The 16,516-nt window shown below is 61.4% G+C and carries 13 protein-coding genes; 8 read left to right on the forward strand and 5 right to left on the reverse strand.

What is annotated here, in order from left to right; all coding sequences use genetic code 11:
* Positions 1 to 37: 37 nt before the first annotated feature.
* The 8 genes from BR48_RS0108420 to BR48_RS0108455 all read left to right on the forward strand — a co-directional run bounded on the left by BR48_RS0108420 (position 38) and on the right by BR48_RS0108455 (position 7,179).
* Entirely contained in the window at positions 38 to 484 is a 447-nt protein-coding gene (locus tag BR48_RS0108420) for a DUF2852 domain-containing protein (RefSeq protein WP_027230889.1), read from the forward strand.
* 102 nt (positions 485 to 586) lie between these two features.
* Complete coding sequence (locus tag BR48_RS0108425) at positions 587 to 1,345, forward strand: M48 family metallopeptidase (RefSeq protein WP_027230890.1); 759 nt, start codon at positions 587 to 589, stop codon at positions 1,343 to 1,345.
* Complete coding sequence (locus BR48_RS0108430) at positions 1,345 to 1,986, forward strand: YdcF family protein (protein WP_027230891.1); 642 nt, start codon at positions 1,345 to 1,347, stop codon at positions 1,984 to 1,986. The genes BR48_RS0108425 and BR48_RS0108430 overlap by 1 nt, the downstream gene beginning before the upstream one ends.
* Positions 1,987 to 2,041: 55 nt before the next feature.
* Complete coding sequence (locus BR48_RS0108435) at positions 2,042 to 2,701, forward strand: phosphoribosylanthranilate isomerase (protein ID WP_027230892.1); 660 nt, start codon at positions 2,042 to 2,044, stop codon at positions 2,699 to 2,701.
* A 45-nt stretch (positions 2,702 to 2,746) separates the two neighbouring features.
* Positions 2,747 to 3,997: a tryptophan synthase subunit beta gene (trpB, locus tag BR48_RS0108440; RefSeq protein ID WP_027230893.1), complete on the forward strand. Its 1,251-nt coding sequence runs from the start codon at positions 2,747 to 2,749 to the stop codon at positions 3,995 to 3,997.
* 2 nt (positions 3,998 to 3,999) lie between these two features.
* Positions 4,000 to 4,839 (forward strand): tryptophan synthase subunit alpha, encoded by an 840-nt coding sequence (gene trpA, locus BR48_RS0108445; protein ID WP_027230894.1) that lies wholly within the window; start codon positions 4,000 to 4,002, stop codon positions 4,837 to 4,839.
* 45 nt (positions 4,840 to 4,884) lie between these two features.
* Complete coding sequence (gene accD / locus BR48_RS0108450; protein WP_027230895.1) at positions 4,885 to 5,817, forward strand: acetyl-CoA carboxylase, carboxyltransferase subunit beta; 933 nt, start codon at positions 4,885 to 4,887, stop codon at positions 5,815 to 5,817.
* Positions 5,818 to 5,850: 33 nt separating this feature from the next.
* Entirely contained in the window at positions 5,851 to 7,179 is a 1,329-nt protein-coding gene (locus BR48_RS0108455; protein WP_036813562.1) for a folylpolyglutamate synthase/dihydrofolate synthase family protein, read from the forward strand.
* 46 nt (positions 7,180 to 7,225) lie between these two features.
* On the opposite strand, the gene trxA is transcribed toward BR48_RS0108455, so the two are convergent.
* From trxA to tsaE, 5 genes are all read right to left on the reverse strand, one after another.
* Positions 7,226 to 7,549 (reverse strand): thioredoxin, encoded by a 324-nt coding sequence (gene trxA / locus BR48_RS0108460; protein WP_027230897.1) that lies wholly within the window; start codon positions 7,547 to 7,549, stop codon positions 7,226 to 7,228.
* Positions 7,550 to 7,659: 110 nt separating this feature from the next.
* Positions 7,660 to 11,157: a double-strand break repair helicase AddA gene (gene addA / locus BR48_RS0108465; protein WP_027230898.1), complete on the reverse strand. Its 3,498-nt coding sequence runs from the start codon at positions 11,155 to 11,157 to the stop codon at positions 7,660 to 7,662.
* Positions 11,154 to 14,282: a double-strand break repair protein AddB gene (gene addB, locus BR48_RS0108470; protein WP_027230899.1), complete on the reverse strand. Its 3,129-nt coding sequence runs from the start codon at positions 14,280 to 14,282 to the stop codon at positions 11,154 to 11,156. The genes addA and addB overlap by 4 nt, the downstream gene beginning before the upstream one ends.
* The gene (locus BR48_RS0108475; RefSeq protein WP_027230900.1) at positions 14,275 to 15,000 is read right to left on the reverse strand and encodes a nucleotidyltransferase family protein; all 726 of its coding nucleotides are present in this window, start codon (positions 14,998 to 15,000) and stop codon (positions 14,275 to 14,277) included. The genes addB and BR48_RS0108475 overlap by 8 nt, the downstream gene beginning before the upstream one ends.
* Complete coding sequence (gene tsaE, locus BR48_RS0108480) at positions 15,000 to 16,511, reverse strand: tRNA (adenosine(37)-N6)-threonylcarbamoyltransferase complex ATPase subunit type 1 TsaE (RefSeq protein ID WP_027230901.1); 1,512 nt, start codon at positions 16,509 to 16,511, stop codon at positions 15,000 to 15,002. Before tsaE ends, BR48_RS0108475 begins: the two co-directional genes overlap by 1 nt.
* Positions 16,512 to 16,516 lie beyond the last annotated feature (5 nt).

The raw sequence follows: 16,516 nt of genomic DNA on the forward strand, positions 1-16,516 counted from the left end.
TCGGGGTCGGGCTTTCTTCAGTAAGGAAGGGCTTTAGATGAACAATGCTGCTTTGATCCGGCCAGGCTGGACCCCGGCGACCATCGCTCTGATGATTATCGGTTTCATGCTGTTCTGGCCGCTTGGCTTAGCCATGCTTGCCTACATTGTCTGGGGCAACCGGTTTGGCGGTTTCAAACACGAAATGAACAATGCCGCTGAAAACGTTTGCGGTGCGTGGCGCCGCAATCGCCGTTCGCAGCGTTTCGGCAGGGGTCCGTTCGGCACCGGCAACGTCGCCTTCGACGAATGGCGCGAGAAGGAACTGGAGCGCCTCGACGAGGAACGCCGCAAGCTCGAAGAGATGCGCGCCGAGTTCGAGACCTATGCGCAGGAACTGCGCCGCGCCAAGGACAGGGAAGAATTCGACCGCTTCATGGCCGATCGCAACGCCAGGAAGCCTTCGGGATCGGTTCCTGATGTGAATGAAGGCAACGGCGAATAACCCTGTTTCAATCGTTCGTTGCTGTATGAGGCGGCGCCGGGATGTCCCGGCGCCGCTCCTGTTTTGGCTGGCGACACCCCTCGAATCAACTAAAGTGGCCGAATGATCCTGTCCCTGTTTCGGAACCCACCGAAAAAGTCCGCAACGCTTACGGCTGAACGCAGCTATGAGGTGGCCGGGCGCGTTCTGCCGCTGCGCGTCATGGAGAACCCTCGCGCTACACGCTTGACGCTGCGGATCGACGCCGGTGGCAAGGGGCTGCGCATGACCGTGCCGCCCGGCATGCCGGCGCGAGAGATCGATAAGTTCCTCACGCGCCACGAGGGTTGGATCGAGACCCGCATCTCCAAGATGCCCGACCAGCCCAAGGTGCGCCCCGGCGTGAAGATACCGGTGCGAGGTGTGCCGCATCTCATCGTTCACGAACCCGCCAAGCGCGGCACGGTGCGGCAGGAGCCGGGACCAGACGGGCCATTGCTCATCGTTTGCGGTGACCGCCCGCATCTTGCCCGCCGCGTCGGCGATTTCCTCAAGCGGGAAGCCCGCCGCGACCTTGAAATGCTCGTCGCGCGCCATACTGCGGCTGTCGGCCGACGCGCAAAAACGGTGCGGTTGAAGGATACGAAAAGCCGCTGGGGCTCCTGTACCTCCGATGGCACGCTGTCCTTTTCCTGGCGCATCATGATGGCACCGCCGCCGATCATCAATTATCTGGTCGCGCACGAGGTCGCCCACCTTAAGGAAATGAACCACGGTCCGAGATTCTGGAAGCTGTGCGGCGAACTTTGCCCGGATACCGAGCGCTGCAAGGCCTGGCTGAAGCGCAATGGCGGCGCATTGCAGGCAATCGATTTCAGCTGATGGCAGTGGAACTTCCAACGCCGGTTTTGCAGGCCGCAAAAACGCTGTGGGAATATCACCACATCTACGATCCGCTCGCCAAGGCGGACCTGATCATCGGGCTCGGCAGCTACGATCTGCGCGTCGCCGACCATTGCGCCGCATTGTTTCACCAGGGTCTCGCGCCACGCATTCTCTTTACTGGCAAATCCGGCAACTGGACCGGCAACCTTTATGAAAGCAGCGAGGCAGAGGCGTTTGCGCACCGTGCCGTCAATCTTGGCGTGCCCGCCGTCTCCATTCTCATCGAGCCCCACGCCACCAATATCGGCGAGAATATCCGCTTTGCCAGATCAATGGCCGGCGAGCATATCCAGCGGGTCATCATGGTCACCAAGCCGCAGACCCAGCGGCGCGTCCGCGCCACGGCGGATGCACAATGGCCTGAAGTTACAACGCTGGTGACCGCACCACTTACCCGTTTCGAAGACCAACCGACGACGGCCTATTCGCTTGAGGGCCTTATCAACGAGATGGTCGGCGACGTGCATCGCATGAGGATTTACCCCATCAAGGGCTATCAGACAGCGCAATCCATCCCCGTATCCGTCGCGGATGCGTTCGAATTTCTTGTCGCGAAGGGCTATCACCACCATCTGTGACAGAGTCCGATGCAAAATCCTCGACTTTGGCGCATTTTCATGCGAGTGGCGGGTCATGAGCCTTGATATAAAGATATGCGGATTGAAAACCGACGAAGCAGTTGCCGCTGCCCTCGACGGTGGCGCCACGCATATCGGCTTCATCTTCTTTGCAAAGAGCCCGCGCAATATTAACCCTGCCGAGGCCGGTCGTCTGCGCCGCGCCGCCGCAGGCCGAGCAAAGGCCGTTGCCGTTACCGTTGACGCCGACGATGCCGCGCTCGATGCGATCGTTTCGGAAATGGCGCCTGATATGCTGCAGTTGCACGGCCACGAGAGCGTCTCGCGCGTGCGGCAGGTGAAAGCGCGTTATGGCCTCCCGGTGATCAAGGTCTTCTCGCTGCGCGAGCGCGGCGACCTTGCGCAGATCGAACCGTACATCGGCATCGCCGATCGGCTGATGTTCGATGCCAAGGCACCTGCAGGCTCGGCCTTGCCGGGTGGCAATGGCGTCGCGTTCGATTGGCAGGTCTTGAGTGAGCTTGGCGGCTCGCTCGATTACATTCTGTCCGGCGGGCTGAATGCCGGTAATATCGGCCAGGCAATGCAGGAGACATTGCCGGGCGGCATTGATATTTCATCCGGCGTCGAATCGGCGCCCGGCGTTAAGGATGTCGGGCTTATCAAGGAATTTTTCAGGGCCGTGCGCGCTGCCAAAAGCGCCGATGCGGCTTAAGGCGGGCAGTCGCTTCGGCGACTATTCCAGGAACGGAGTGGAGCAGTGAACAAGGTGGTTGAGCCCAATTCATTCAAGACAGGTCCCGACGAAGAGGGCATGTTCGGCATTTTCGGCGGGCGCTTTGTTGCCGAAACGCTGATGCCGCTCATTCTTGAATTGCAGCAGGCCTATGACGACGCCAAGAATGATCCGGCCTTCAAGGCTGAGCTTCAGGCGCTTTCCACGCACTATGCCGGCCGCCCGTCCAAGCTCTATTATGCCGAGGGCCTGACCCGGCACGTGCGCCAGCTCGCCAAGGATAAGGGCGGCAATGGCGGCGCCAAGATCTACTTCAAGCGCGAAGACCTCAATCACACCGGCAGCCACAAGATCAACAATTGCCTGGGGCAAATCCTGCTCGCCAAGCGCATGGGCAAGACCCGCATCATCGCCGAAACCGGCGCCGGACAGCATGGCGTCGCCTCGGCGACTGTGTCGGCCCGCTTCGGGCTCCCCTGCGTCGTCTATATGGGCGCGACCGACGTCGAACGGCAGAAGCCGAACGTCTTCCGCATGAAGCTGCTTGGTGCCGAAGTGAAGCCGGTTTCCTCCGGCCATGGCACGCTCAAGGATGCCATGAACGAGGCGCTGCGCGACTGGGTCACCAATGTCGACGACACCTACTACCTGATCGGCACTGCCGCTGGTCCCCATCCCTATCCCGAACTCGTTCGCGACTTCCAGTCCGTCATCGGCATTGAGGCACGCGAGCAGATCCTCGAACAGGAGGGACGCCTGCCCGACACGATCATTGCTGCCGTCGGCGGCGGGTCCAACGCAATCGGCCTGTTCCACCCGTTCCTCGACGACAAGAGCGTCGAGATCATCGGCATCGAGGCTGGCGGACGAGGGCTTGACGGTATCGAACATTGTGCCTCGATGAGCGCAGGCCGTCCCGGCGTTTTGCACGGCAACCGCACCTACCTCCTGCAGGATGAGGATGGCCAGATCCTTGACGGCCACTCGGTTTCGGCCGGCCTCGATTATCCGGGCGTCGGACCGGAGCATTCCTGGCTGCGCGATACGGGCCGCGTTTCCTACGTGCCGATCCTTGACAATGAGGCGCTCGACGCCTTCCAGCTGACCACACGCGTAGAGGGTATTATTCCGGCGCTCGAATCCGCCCACGCCATCGCGCACGCGGTGAAGATCGCGCCGCAGATGGCGCAGGACAAGATCATGATCGTCAATCTATCCGGCCGCGGCGACAAGGACGTACACACGGTCGGCAAACTGCTTGGAATGGACATCTGATCATGACGACGCGTATCGACAGGAAATTTGCTGCACTGAAAGCCGAGGGTCGTCCGGCGCTCGTGACCTACTTCATGGGCGGCGACCCGGATTTCGACACCTCGCTCAAGATCATGAAGTCGTTGCCGGTCTCGGGTTCCGATATCATCGAACTCGGCGTGCCCTTTTCCGATCCCATGGCTGATGGCCCCGCCATTCAGGCTGCGGGCCTGCGGGCGCTGAAAAAAGGCATGACCCTGACCAAGACCCTGGAGCTTGCCGGGCAGTTTCGCGCGAGCGACGATACGACCCCGATCGTGCTGATGGGCTACTACAATCCCATCTACATTTATGGTGTCGACCGCTTCCTGAAGGATGCCGTTGCTGCGGGAATCGATGGTCTCATCATTGTCGACCTGCCGCCTGAAATGGATGAAGAGCTGTGCATCCCCGCCATCAAGGCCGGGATCAACTTCATTCGCCTGGCGACGCCGACGACGGACGAAAAGCGCCTGCCGAAAGTGCTGCAGAACACCTCCGGCTTCGTCTATTACGTATCGATGACCGGCATCACCGGTTCGGCGCTTCCCGACACGTCGAAGGTTGCGAGCGCCGTCGAGCGGATCAAGAAGCACACGGACCTTCCGGTCGTCGTCGGTTTCGGCGTCAAGACCGCAGAACAGGCAAAGGTTATCGGCAGCGCCGCCGACGGTGTCGTCGTCGGTACGGCGATCATCAATGCCGTTGCCAATACCATCCGTCCCGATGGCTCGCTGGTCGCCGATCCTGCCGAGGCAGTTGCCACCATGGTGCAGGGCCTGTCCAGCGGCGTCAGGGCTGTACGCCTTGCGGCGGCCGAGTAGAAGCTCTAAATCACCTGAACCTTTGACGGAAGAACAGGACCGATCATGAACTGGATCACGAATTACGTTCGGCCAAAGATCAACTCGATGCTTGGCCGCCGTGAAATGCCGGAGAATCTCTGGATCAAGGATCCGGAGTCCGGAGAGATGGTCTTCCACACGGATCTCGAAAAGAACCAGTGGGTCGTGCCGTCTTCCGGCCACCACATGCGCATTCCGGCGCGTGATCGGCTGCGCTTTTTCTTCGATGACGGGATTTTCGAGACGCTCGAGCAGCCCAAGGTCGCCATCGATCCTTTGAAATTCCGCGATGAGAAGCGCTATATCGACCGCCTCAAGGAACATCGCACCAAGACCGGGCAGGACGACGCAATCATCAACGCGCTCGGCACCATTGAGGGTCTGCCGATCGTCGTCACGATCCACGACTTCAGCTTCATGGGCGGTTCGCTCGGAATGGCTGCAGGCGAGGCAATCATCAAGGGCTTTGAAACAGCGATTGCACAGAAGAAGCCGCTTGTGCTCTTTGCCGCATCGGGCGGGGCGCGCATGCAGGAAGGCATTCTTTCGCTGATGCAGCTGCCGCGCACCACCGTTGCCGTGGAAATGCTGAAGGAAGCCGGCCTGCCCTATATCGTCGTCCTGACCAATCCGACGACCGGCGGCGTCTCCGCATCCTATGCCATGCTCGGCGATATCCATATTGCAGAACCAGGCGCCCTGATCGGCTTTGCCGGGCAGCGCGTCATCGAACAGACCATCCGCGAGAAACTGCCGGAAGGTTTCCAGCGCGCCGAATATTTGAAAACCCACGGCATGGTCGACATGGTGGTGCCGCGGCCGCAGCTCAAGACGACTATTGCCCGGCTCCTCAAGATGATGATGGGCCAGCCGGCGACGGAAATTGCCGAGGAGACCGATGTGCCGAATGGTCTCGCCACCACCGCTCTGCCGGTTCCGGCCAAGGCCGATTCCTGATGCCGCTGCGCCATACCTAAAGCCGGATGTGCAATGTCGTCGCATGCTGAAAAGGAAATAGAACGGCTGCTCGGCTTGCACCCGAAGGGCTTCGACCTGTCGCTCGGCCGGATCACACGCCTGCTCGACACGTTGGGCAATCCGCATCTGAGACTCCCGCCGGTGATCCATGTCGCCGGGACCAACGGCAAGGGTTCGGCGGTAGCCTTCTCTCGCGCACTGCTCGAGGCTGCGGGCTATACCGCGCATGTGCATACCTCCCCCCATCTCGTGCGCTGGCATGAGCGTTACAGGCTCGGTGCACCGGGCGGCGGCAAGATTGTCGAGGATGTGGTTCTGGCGGAAGCGGTGAAACGCGTCGCCGAAGCCAACGCCGGGCAGGCGATCACCGTTTTTGAAATTTTGACGGCAGTCACCTTTGTGCTTTTTTCCGAGCACCCGGCGGACGCCGTTGTCCTTGAGGTCGGTCTTGGCGGAAGGTTCGACGCGACAAATGTGATCCCGGAGCCGGCGGTCAGCGTCATCATGCCGATCTCGCTCGACCACCAGCCCTATCTTGGCGATCGTGTGGAGCTCATTGCAGCCGAGAAGGCGGGCATTATCAAGCCGCGTTGCCCCGTCGTTATTGGCGCGCAGGACGAAGAAGCCGTGCGCATGGTCCTGATCGAGACCGCAGAGCGGCGCGATTGCCCCTATGCCGTCTATGGCCAGGATTTCCTGAGCTTCGAAGAGCGCGGCCGCATGATCTATCAGGACAATACCGGCCTGATGGACCTGCCCCTGCCGAACCTTCTTGGCCGCCATCAACTGGCCAATGCGGCCGCGGCCATCCAGGCCGTGCGGACCGCCGGCTTTAAAGTGCCCGAACAGGCCGTCGAGCGGGCCATGACCACCGTGGAGTGGCCGGCGCGCATGCAGCGCCTCGTCAAGGGCAAGCTTGTTGAACTATCCGTACCCGGTTCGGAGATCTGGCTCGACGGCGGGCACAATCCCGGTGCGGGCCTCGTGGTCGCAGAGGCGATCGCCACCCTTGAAGACCGCAGCCAGCGCCCGCTTTTCCTCATTACGGGCATGATCAATACCAAGGACCCGGTGGGATACTTCCAGGCATTCACCGGCATGGCGCGTCACGTCTATACGGTGCCGATCCGCTCTAGCGGCGCCGGCATCCCCCACGACGAGCTGGCAATCGCTGCCAATGAAGCGGGTCTTTCCGCCGAGCCGGTGCATTCGGTGGAGAATGCCCTGAAAATCTTGCGAGATAGCTGGGACTGCAGCGAGCCCGCGCCGCGCATCCTCATCGGCGGCTCGCTCTATCTTGCCGGTGAAGTGCTCTCGGATAACGGCACGCCGCCGCAATAAAAAACCCGGCATAAGGCCGGGTTTTTTATTGTGCAGTCCGGATTGATCAGGCAGCCGAATTTCTGATCCAGTCGCTGAGCTTGCTCTTGGGAGCAGCACCAACGAGGTTGGCGGCAAGTTCGCCATCCTTGAACATCAGAAGGGTCGGGATGGAACGGACGCCGAACTGGGCGGCCAGTTCCGGATTCTCATCGATGTTGACCTTGGCGATCGTGACCTTGCCTTCCATCTCCGAAGCGATTTCCTCGAGGGCCGGCGCGATCATCTTGCAGGGGCCGCACCACTCCGCCCAAAAATCAACGACGACAGGCTGGCCAGCCTGGATTACATCGGACTGAAAATTGCTGGTGTCGATCTTGACGGTAGCCATAGGCTTTTCCTTGTAGGTTTGTTGAATGTGTTGCACATCATGTGGTGAGTCTATCCACACTCGTCAAGCTAGGTCTTGTCACGATTCAGTGCAAAGGTCTACGTGTGTGCCTATCGCAGACGCTCGAGCGCCTCGTTCATGGCCGCCTCGGGAATGTCGACGAGGTGGGGGCCCTCGGTGAAGAGCAAGGCGGTTTCGATGGTCTTGCCGGGGTAAAGTGGCGCCAGCAACTCGCGGTAGAGCGCAAGCTGGGCGACATAGGTTTCCGGTACTTTCGCCAGCATTTGAGGTGCCGGCCGGTTGGTCTTGTAGTCGATGATGACGACGCGATCGCCCACGACGGCGAGTCGGTCGACGACGCCGGATACGGCGTGGTCCTTGCCGCGCAGATGCAATGTCCCCATGACGGCCACCTCTGCCAGCGAGCCTTCGGCAAAGACGGCAGCGAACTTTGCATCGTCGAGGATCGCAAATACCGACCTCCGCGCCACGTCAAGCTCCTGTGGTTCCCAGTCGAACGCGGCCCGCGCCAGATAGCGGTCCGCCGCTGCCATCCGTTGTTCAACGGGGAGATCAGGCAGTGTCTGCAACAGAGCGTGGATGACGATGCCGCGGCGGATGGCAAAGGATGACGTGCCGCGATCCCCGGAGAGAACCGGCGATCCAGTGACCAGTGGGGCTTCATCGTCCGGCTCGATCACAACCGACACCCCTGACGGGGCGAGCGGTCGCGGCAGACCCAGTTCGCGCGGCATCGGCTTTCTGAAGGCAGCGGGAAACGCGACCTCGGTGGCTGCCGGCCGATCTTCGGGAACCGCAATATCGCGATCGTCGGGCTGGGTGATGCGATAGCGCCTCGCGTTGACGCCTTCCACAGGATGATCGAACGGCAGGCTCGCATCGCCGAGACCGGCATCAACCAAATTGTGCCACGTCTCGGGGGCCTGTCTTATGCCGCGATAGCCGCAGACGATCAGGCGGTCTTCGGCGCGGGTCATCCCAACATAGAGCAGGCGGCGATACTCCTCTTCAGCGCGCAGCTTCAAGGTATCGAGCAATGTGCCCGTGAATGCTGTTGCATGGAATTTCGACGGTACGAAAAGGAAACCCTGGCCCTGCCAACCGTCCTCTTCGCGCATATCGAAGGAGACGAGATTGGGATTTCGTCCGCCGGCCGAGGCCGCGCTGCCAGGATCGACGAGAAAGACCACGGCAGCCTCCAGGCCCTTTGAGGCATGGACGGTCATGATCCTTACTTCGTTGCGGCTCTGGTCGAATTCGCGCTTGATCTCCGGCGTTGCGGCTTCCAACGTTTCAAGAAAGGCCTGCAGGCCCGGCAACCCGGTACGCTCGGTCGCGATCGCATAATTCTGGAACTCGTCGATGACGTCACCGGCTTCCTGGCCAAGCCGCGCCAGCAGGTCGCGCCGCGCACCGCCTGGTCCAAGGATATGAGCGTAGAACTCGAAGACATTGAGCGTATCGGCGCGGCTGCGCCACTCCTTCAGGCGCTGGGCAATAGCATGGAACGTAAGGTCGTCCTCGGCACGGCTGTTCAGCCGGTGGAATAATGTCTCGTTTTCGGCGCGGCCATGGGCAAGGACGAACAGTTCATCGTCTCCAAGCTTGAACAGCGGGCTCTTAAGCAGGGCGGCCAGAGAGAGGTCGTCGGCGGGCAACAACATGAAGCGACCAAGCGCCATCAGGTCCTTGATCGCAATGTGGTCGGTCAGCTTCAGCCGATCTGCCCCGCCGACCGGCACGTGCCGCCGTTTCAGTTCGCGCGATAGGGCATGCATGAACTGGTCGCGCTTGCGCACCAGCACCATGATATCGCGTGCCTCGATCCTGCGTCCCTGCCCCGGCAACACCTCGCCGTTCTTCAGCCAGAGTTCGATGGTCCTGGCGATCTGCTCGGCGAGCCGCACGGGTGGCGCGCGCAGGCTGTCGACCGGCGTGCGCCAGTCCTCCACCTCCGGGGTCGTGTCCGGCGTCAGCACGTCCCATATTTCGACTTCGCCCGGATCGCTGCCGCGTATGGCTGTGTGGACAGTCGACCCATGATCGCGGCCAAAACCACGGTGCGCTTCGGCCCGGGCAAAAACCTTGTCTACAGCCGAGAGCACGTCCGGGGCGGAGCGGAAAGAGAAGTTGAGGCTGACCTTGGCGAAGCTCAGATCCGCCTGACCGGCATTGCGTTCGGTTGCCCTGCCGTGAGCGGCAAAATCCTCCGGAATGGCCCCCTGGAACGAATAGATCGACTGCTTCTCATCACCCACCGCAAACAGAGTGCGGCGTATCTCACGCGCTGTTTTGCCGGCAAAGAATTCCTCGCTGAGCAGCCGGATAACTTTCCACTGGTTCGGGCTCGTATCCTGCGCCTCGTCGACCAGAATGTGATCAATGCCCTTGTCGAGTTTGTACTGCACCCAGGGGCCCGCATCCTGGCGTTGCAGTAGATTGACTGTGCGCACGATAAGGTCGTCGAAATCGAGCAGTCCGCGAGACCGCTTCATTTCCTGATAGCGGCCGAGCAGTTCGTCCACCAGCACGAATGCGGACAGGGTCAGTCCGATGAGCCTGTATTGCTTGAGGCGGTCAAGGCCGCCGCGCGCCCGCTCCGCCGCCCTTTCGAAGCGATCCTCGAAGTCGGGCACCCTGTCGACCACGGCCCGGGTCGCGAGCTTGGCGCCGCTGACCGGCTCCCCGGATTTCAGGTAGAAGGCTTCTCGCAGAAAGTCCTCCAGTTCCTCGGTGCGGCTCGCCTGCTCGGCGGACCGGATCAGCCACGCAAAGTCGACTGCGCGCCTGGCGCCTTCGGAAATGTCGAGAAGTTCCCCGAGCACCCCATCATCGAGTTCAGGCAGCGGCCAGAACTCGGCGACTATTTCGTCTTCCGCCTCATCGCCTCTAAAACCGAAGTGCCCGTAGAAGGTCTGGCGACGCAATCCATCGTGGCCGACTTCGCGGATGAATGACGTGAGGTCATGCCGTTTCACGATGGCTTCATCGAGCAGCGCCTGCAGGCCGAATTCACCGGCCGCGTCGAGCACGTCCCCGAAGGCGCCTGCAAGCTCGACATTGTGATCGAGCCGGGCGGTTTGCAAAAGTTGCCGGCGCGCTTCGCCGACGAGCGCGACCTGCATCAAATCGTCCATCAATTCGAAATGACCGGCGACATTCGCTTCGAGCGGAAACTGATGCAGGATCGCTTCACAGAAGGCGTGGATGGTCTGGATTTTCAACCCGCCCGGTGTCTCGAGCGCGCGGGCAAAGAGGCGGCGTGCCTGCGTCAACCTTTTCGGACCCGGACGTTCCCCGTCGATTTTCTCAATTGTGCGGCTGAGCGCTGCCTCATCCATTGTCGCCCATTCCGACAGGCGGGCAAAGACACGGTTCTGCATGACCGCCGCCGCTGCCTTCGTATAGGTCAGGCAGAGGATCTTGGACGGATCGGTCCCATCCAGCAGCAGCCGGATGACGCGTTCGGTGAGAACATGGGTCTTGCCCGAACCGGCATTCGCCGACACCCAGACGGAGTCCTTCGGGTCGGCGGCGCGGTTCTGGTCGCGAATGGTTTCCACCGGAATGGCGAGCGGCTTCTTCATGAGCCTTCACCCTCGTCGTCGGCGCCGCCGGCCGACCATTCCAGCACGCGAGCGAGGTGATCATAGTCGCCGGTCAGATCGCCCTCCTTGAAAGGAAGGGCGCGTGAAAGATAGCCTTTACCTGCCTCGCGGTAGGCGTTCAAAAGCTCGCTCAGGCGATGCCATGCCAACTCTCCAAGGTCCGGCGCGGATTTCCTGCTGTTGCGGGTCTCTAGAATCGATTCAGGGACAACCTTCCCTCGTGGTCTCAACCGGACATAGAGCAGGTCGGTTGCATTGCGCCGCCCGATCTCATGAAATCCTCCGCGGGCCAGCAACGCCGCTTCCAACGCGAGCTGCGGTGCCAGCAGGACATGTGCCTGACGGACCGACGGTGTCGAACCGGTCTTGTAGTCGATGATGTCGACGGTTCCGTCGCGGCGGATATCGACGCGGTCAGCGCGCCCCGACAAGGTAACGCCGGTCGAATCAACCGCGATCTTTTTGGATGCGATTTCCGCATGCCGTTCGGCGATGAGTTGCGCGCGCCCGCGCTCCCAATTGATGAACTCCGGTACCAGCATCTGAAATCGCGGCCACCAAACCGCGTCGATTTCCTCCGGCAGAGCGCTCGCATCAAAATGCCGCCGCCCAATATCCATGAGCTTTGCCATCGCATCGGCATCAACCGGATCGATGTTTTCGCCAGTGAATGCGGCAAGGATGTCATGAAAGAGCGAGCCGCGTTCGGCAACGTCGGGATCGCGGATCAAAGGCTCGATCGGGCGCAAGCGCAGGATGCGCCGCGCGAAAATCGCATATGGATCACGCCGCAAGGTTTCGATTTCGGTCACCGAGAAATGCCTCGGCCGGGCATCGAGCGGCGGTTTCGGTTCCGGGCGCTTGACGAAATCTTCATCGACGGCGCGATCGATTTCGCGCGCCCAGCCAAGATACTTGGCGCCTTCCTGCCGCAGGGTCGCACCGGCATCCTTGCCAAGCACCGTATCCAGCCGCTGCAGCCAGCGGGAGGCCACCGTCGGTGCATTTGCCGAGCGTTGCGAACGGGTAAGGACGACCTTACCCATGCCCATCGCCATCTGGAAATCATGGGCTGCAAGGCCGGTCCGTCGTTCCGGCGGTTCGAGCTTGATGATCGACTTCATCGGCCGCGACATGAAAGGATCGTTGCGCGTTTTGCCCGGCCAGGATCCTTCATTCAAACCGCCAATGACGACTGTATCGAGGGTTTGCAGGCGGGCTTCGAGCGCGCCCCAGATGAAGAGGCGTGGATGGGCGCCGACTTTCGGCTTCACGACTTCGCCGGCGAGGAGTGCCTCGACCATGGCGGGCCATTCGGCCGGCGCAAATTCCAGACCGGTATCGGCCGAGACGAGGTTGCGCAAGAAAGCCGCAAATTGCTCGCCCGCCGGCCCCTCGTAGAGCGCGGAAATATCGCCATTGTCGTCGCGGACAAGATTTTCGAGCGCGGTAACGCTCGCATGGATGATTTCGGGCAAGGCGACGGCGCCGGATTGACCTGCCAAGTCAACGATTGGCGCCATGCACTGGCTCAGCGCATCGCAGATCGCTCGTGCCTCCTCGATATCCGTCGCTGACAGGTGCCGCAGCCACAGCGGTTCGAAGGGCGTGCCGCTCGTTTCCGCGAGCCGGTGATTGAAGAAGGCTCCAAGGTCCGCAAGGGTCGCGCGTCCGGTCCCTCCACGCAGGGCGACGAGTTCGATGGTCTCTGCCACTTTGCGCACCTTGCCGCGCTGCCCGCCGATGCGCGTCAGCGGATGCTTGAGCAGTGCCAAAAGCGCAGCGGGATCGCCAGGGTTGAACACCGTCTCCAGCGCCAGGCGCATCAACGTCGCCGGCAAGGTCTCGCGGAGTGCATGGCCGCCGGAATCGTCGGCGATGATGTTGAAGCGGGCGAGTTCCGTCGAAACGCGCCGCGCCAGATCCCGATCGGCGGTTACGAGCGCTGCGGTACGACCCGAATCCTCAATCGCTTCGCGCAGGGCCAATGCGGCAGCGAGCGCTTCTTCGCGTTCATTCGCCGCCTCGATCAGACAGATATCGGCAGTGGCTTCGGAAAATGCCCCGCCCGCCCGGTCGAGATATGCCCAAGCCTCGCTGGTGTCGGCGGGTCGCATGGCCTCGCTGACAAGACGCTCACGCGCCCGCATTCCGGGTTGGGGCGTCCCCAGCGGAACGACATCATCGCGCAGAATGCCAAGCTCCCCCAGGAGTTTGCGCAGGCCGTATTGGGGGTGGCCAAACATGGAGGGGTTGTCGTCGACCTTGGTAAGGATATCCCAACTCGCTGGGTCGAGATCGCGATCGAGGCCGGGCAGAACGACCGCTCCTTGCGGCAAGGATGCGATCGCCGCAAGCAGCTTGGCGGTGGCCGGGATCGACCCTGTCGAACCGGCCGCGATCACCGGCCCCGAAGGCGGGCTACGCAAGAGACGTTCGGCCTCCAGTTCGATAAGGCGATTGCGATGCGCAGCGGGATTGGAACGACGGCGCTCCTCCAGGATTTGCGGCCAGACGCCGGTGACGATATCGAGGAATTCGAGCGTGACCTGCCACCAGTTCGGGAGGTCCTCAGCCACGATATTGCCAAGCGTCGCCCAGCCGCTCGCCTCGGTTTCAACCTGGTCCATCAGTCCGGCAAGATCGCGCGCCAGCCATATGGCGTCGGCGGTTGTCGCCGGAATGGCAATTTCCTCATTGCCGAAGAGCGCACGCACATGGTCGGGCAAGCGCTCGCGCCAAGGCCTTACCAGGCTCGCCAGAAGCAGGAGCCGCTCCGTCGCATTGATGGGCGGCAGAAGGTCGAAGAACGCCTCCGAGCCCATGTCGAACATGGCGGCATCTTCGTCCACATCCCCGAGCGGCCGGATGACGGGGAGGATCGCCGATTTCACCGGGCTTTTTTCAACGAGCAGCGAGCGCAAGGTTCGCGCCGCGCGCCGCGTCGGAACGTAGATCGTTGCCCGCGCCAGCGCCATCGGATCGCCAGGGTCGGCGGGATAGCCCGGGATCAATGTTCCGGACTGGATGGCTTCGATCAGCGCCGGCAGGAATGGGACGCCGGGAGCAATCGAAAATACCCGCGGCCGTCTGCGCTCAACCATGAACCTTGGGTGCGGCGATGGCCGCTTCCGCCTCGCCGATTGCCGCCGGCGTGCCCACCGTCAGCCATAGGCCGTCCATCTGCAGGCCATAGAGCCGGTCCGCAGCAATTGCTGCGTCGAAATAACGATTGAGCGACGCCTTTCCTGGCGCCGCGCCGGCGAAGATGCGCGGGTGGATGATTGCGGCGCCGGCATAGATATAGGGAGATGTTTCGCCCCCCCTAAGACGACTGAGCCGCCCCTGTTTGTCCATATGAAAATCGCCGCGCCCGTCATAGCCCGTCGCTTGGTTCTTGTTCGCGATCATGAGAAGAATATCCATCCGATCATCATCCCACCCTTCCGCGAGCAGGACAAGATTTGGGCGCGCCCCATCGATCCAGAATGTATCGGCGTTGATGACGTAAAACGGATCGTTTCCAATCTGATCCAGTGCATTGACGATGCCGCCGGCGGAATCGAGAAGTTCAGCCCGCTCGTCCGATACGATAATCGATAGCAGCCTGTGCCCCGCGACATGCTGCTCAATCTGGTCTGCGAGATAGTGGACATTGACGATTGCGCGCTCGACATCAGCAGCACGCAAGGCATCAAGGCCCCAATCCAGCAATGGTTTGCCGGCTACCTTAATCAACGGCTTTGGCGTTGTGAGCGTAAGTGGGGCCATGCGCGTGCCGAGACCGGCCGCGAGAACCATCGCCGTGCGAGGAGATTTCATCAATGGAACTCCGGATCGAGTATGCCGGCCTTCTCGCACCAATTTCTGATCGGCGCCAGAGCCTCGTGCTGCAAAGCACGGATAAAATACGCCTGAATGCGTGGTAGATGCTTCAGATAGGCCGGCTTGCCGTCGCGCTCGTCGAGGCGAACAAAAATGCCGAGTATCTTGGCGTTGCGCTGCGCAGCCATGATGGCAAAGGCTTTGCGGAATTTCGCTTCATCGAATTTCGCGTCGGCGGCCCGTCGTTCTGCCAGATATGCCAGGAGCAGATGGTCCTGCAGTTCCGTAGAAATGGTCACCCGCGCATCGAGTACAAGGGACGCGACGTCATAGGCGGAAGGCCCGATCATCGCATCCTGAAAATCGATCAGCCCTACCTGGTCCATGCCTTTCCGGTCGGCGCGCCACAGAATATTGGGCGAATGCACGTCTCTGAGAAGCAGGCTCAGCTCGGCATCTTTGAGTTGGCTAAAGACTTCGTCCCATGCTGCCACATAATCCTGTTTCAACTCGTGCGAGAGTGCTGCGCCACGCATTCGCGGCACATACCACTCCGACAGGAGCTCGACCTCGATCATCATCGCGTCGCGATCGAAGCGGTGGATATGATGTGCATAACCGTCAGCGGCTTCGATGTCCTGCGGCCACGAATATTGATGCAATCTGGCCAGCAGGCGCACCGCCGCCTCATACCGGCCGAGCACCGGGAGCCCCTGCGCATCGAGGATGCCCTCGTTGCCGAGATTCTCCATGATCAGAAAGCCCGCATCGAGATCGGCGGCATGGATTTCGGGAACGGAGAAGCCATTTGCTTGAAGCAGTTTGTCGATCGCGACGAAGGCGGTCACCGACTGCGACAGATGCGCAATCTGCATGTAGGTCTTGCCGTCGCGCAGGATCGGACCGCCGGGATTGTAGGGCGAGTTCATCAGGATCAGCGGCGACTGACCATCGTTGGCAATCGTCTCGTAGCTGCGCGCCGAGGCGTCGCCGAGAAGATAGCGCCGCTCCGCCTTTGCAAAGTCCGACGAGGCAAGGAAAGCGCGAATGGCGAGGGAGCGTTCGACGCGAGCAAGTGCCGCCGCGTCACCATCGATCCTGACCTCTCGTCCCTCTCCCACATGGGTCAGCTCGATATGAAGGTTCTCGCGCGGCAGAGCGCCTGCGGCCCGCTCCGGCCACTCGACCAGCACGACGCCATCCTCCAGCGCTTCCTCCAGGCCAAGTTCGTCGACTTCCTCGGCCGAGGAGAGGCGATAGAGATCGACATGGCTGACCGGCAGTCGCAATTCCGGGTAGGATTGAACCAATGTAAATGTGGGACTTGGAACCTCGTAATCATTGTCCGCTGCAATCGTGCGGATGAGCCCGCGGGCGAGCGTCGACTTGCCGGCGCCAAGATCGCCCGAAAGAGCCACGAGGTCTCCCTTGCGCAGCGCCAGGGCAAGATCCTGTCCAAACCGCTCAGTATCCTCAGTCGTTGCCAATTGAACGATGATCGGTGCCATGGACG

This window comes from Phyllobacterium sp. UNC302MFCol5.2 (genome assembly GCF_000686005.1).
GTDB lineage: Bacteria > Pseudomonadota > Alphaproteobacteria > Rhizobiales > Rhizobiaceae > Phyllobacterium > Phyllobacterium pellucidum.

Bases quoted from the DNA above. Each gene is read 5' to 3' on its own strand.
- BR48_RS0108420 (WP_027230889.1), top strand. From the start codon at position 38: ATGAACAATGCTGCTTTGATCCGGCCAGGCTGGACCCCGGCGACCATC.
- BR48_RS0108425 (WP_027230890.1), top strand. From the start codon at position 587: ATGATCCTGTCCCTGTTTCGGAACCCACCGAAAAAGTCCGCAACGCTT.
- BR48_RS0108430 (WP_027230891.1), top strand. From the start codon at position 1,345: ATGGCAGTGGAACTTCCAACGCCGGTTTTGCAGGCCGCAAAAACGCTG.
- BR48_RS0108435 (WP_027230892.1), top strand. From the start codon at position 2,042: ATGAGCCTTGATATAAAGATATGCGGATTGAAAACCGACGAAGCAGTT.
- trpA (WP_027230894.1), top strand. From the start codon at position 4,000: ATGACGACGCGTATCGACAGGAAATTTGCTGCACTGAAAGCCGAGGGT.
- accD (WP_027230895.1), top strand. From the start codon at position 4,885: ATGAACTGGATCACGAATTACGTTCGGCCAAAGATCAACTCGATGCTT.
- BR48_RS0108455 (WP_036813562.1), top strand. From the start codon at position 5,851: ATGTCGTCGCATGCTGAAAAGGAAATAGAACGGCTGCTCGGCTTGCAC.
- trxA (WP_027230897.1), bottom strand. From the start codon at position 7,549: ATGGCTACCGTCAAGATCGACACCAGCAATTTTCAGTCCGATGTAATC.
- addA (WP_027230898.1), bottom strand. From the start codon at position 11,157: ATGAAGAAGCCGCTCGCCATTCCGGTGGAAACCATTCGCGACCAGAAC.
- addB (WP_027230899.1), bottom strand. From the start codon at position 14,282: ATGGTTGAGCGCAGACGGCCGCGGGTATTTTCGATTGCTCCCGGCGTC.
- BR48_RS0108475 (WP_027230900.1), bottom strand. From the start codon at position 15,000: ATGAAATCTCCTCGCACGGCGATGGTTCTCGCGGCCGGTCTCGGCACG.
- tsaE (WP_027230901.1), bottom strand. From the start codon at position 16,511: ATGGCACCGATCATCGTTCAATTGGCAACGACTGAGGATACTGAGCGG.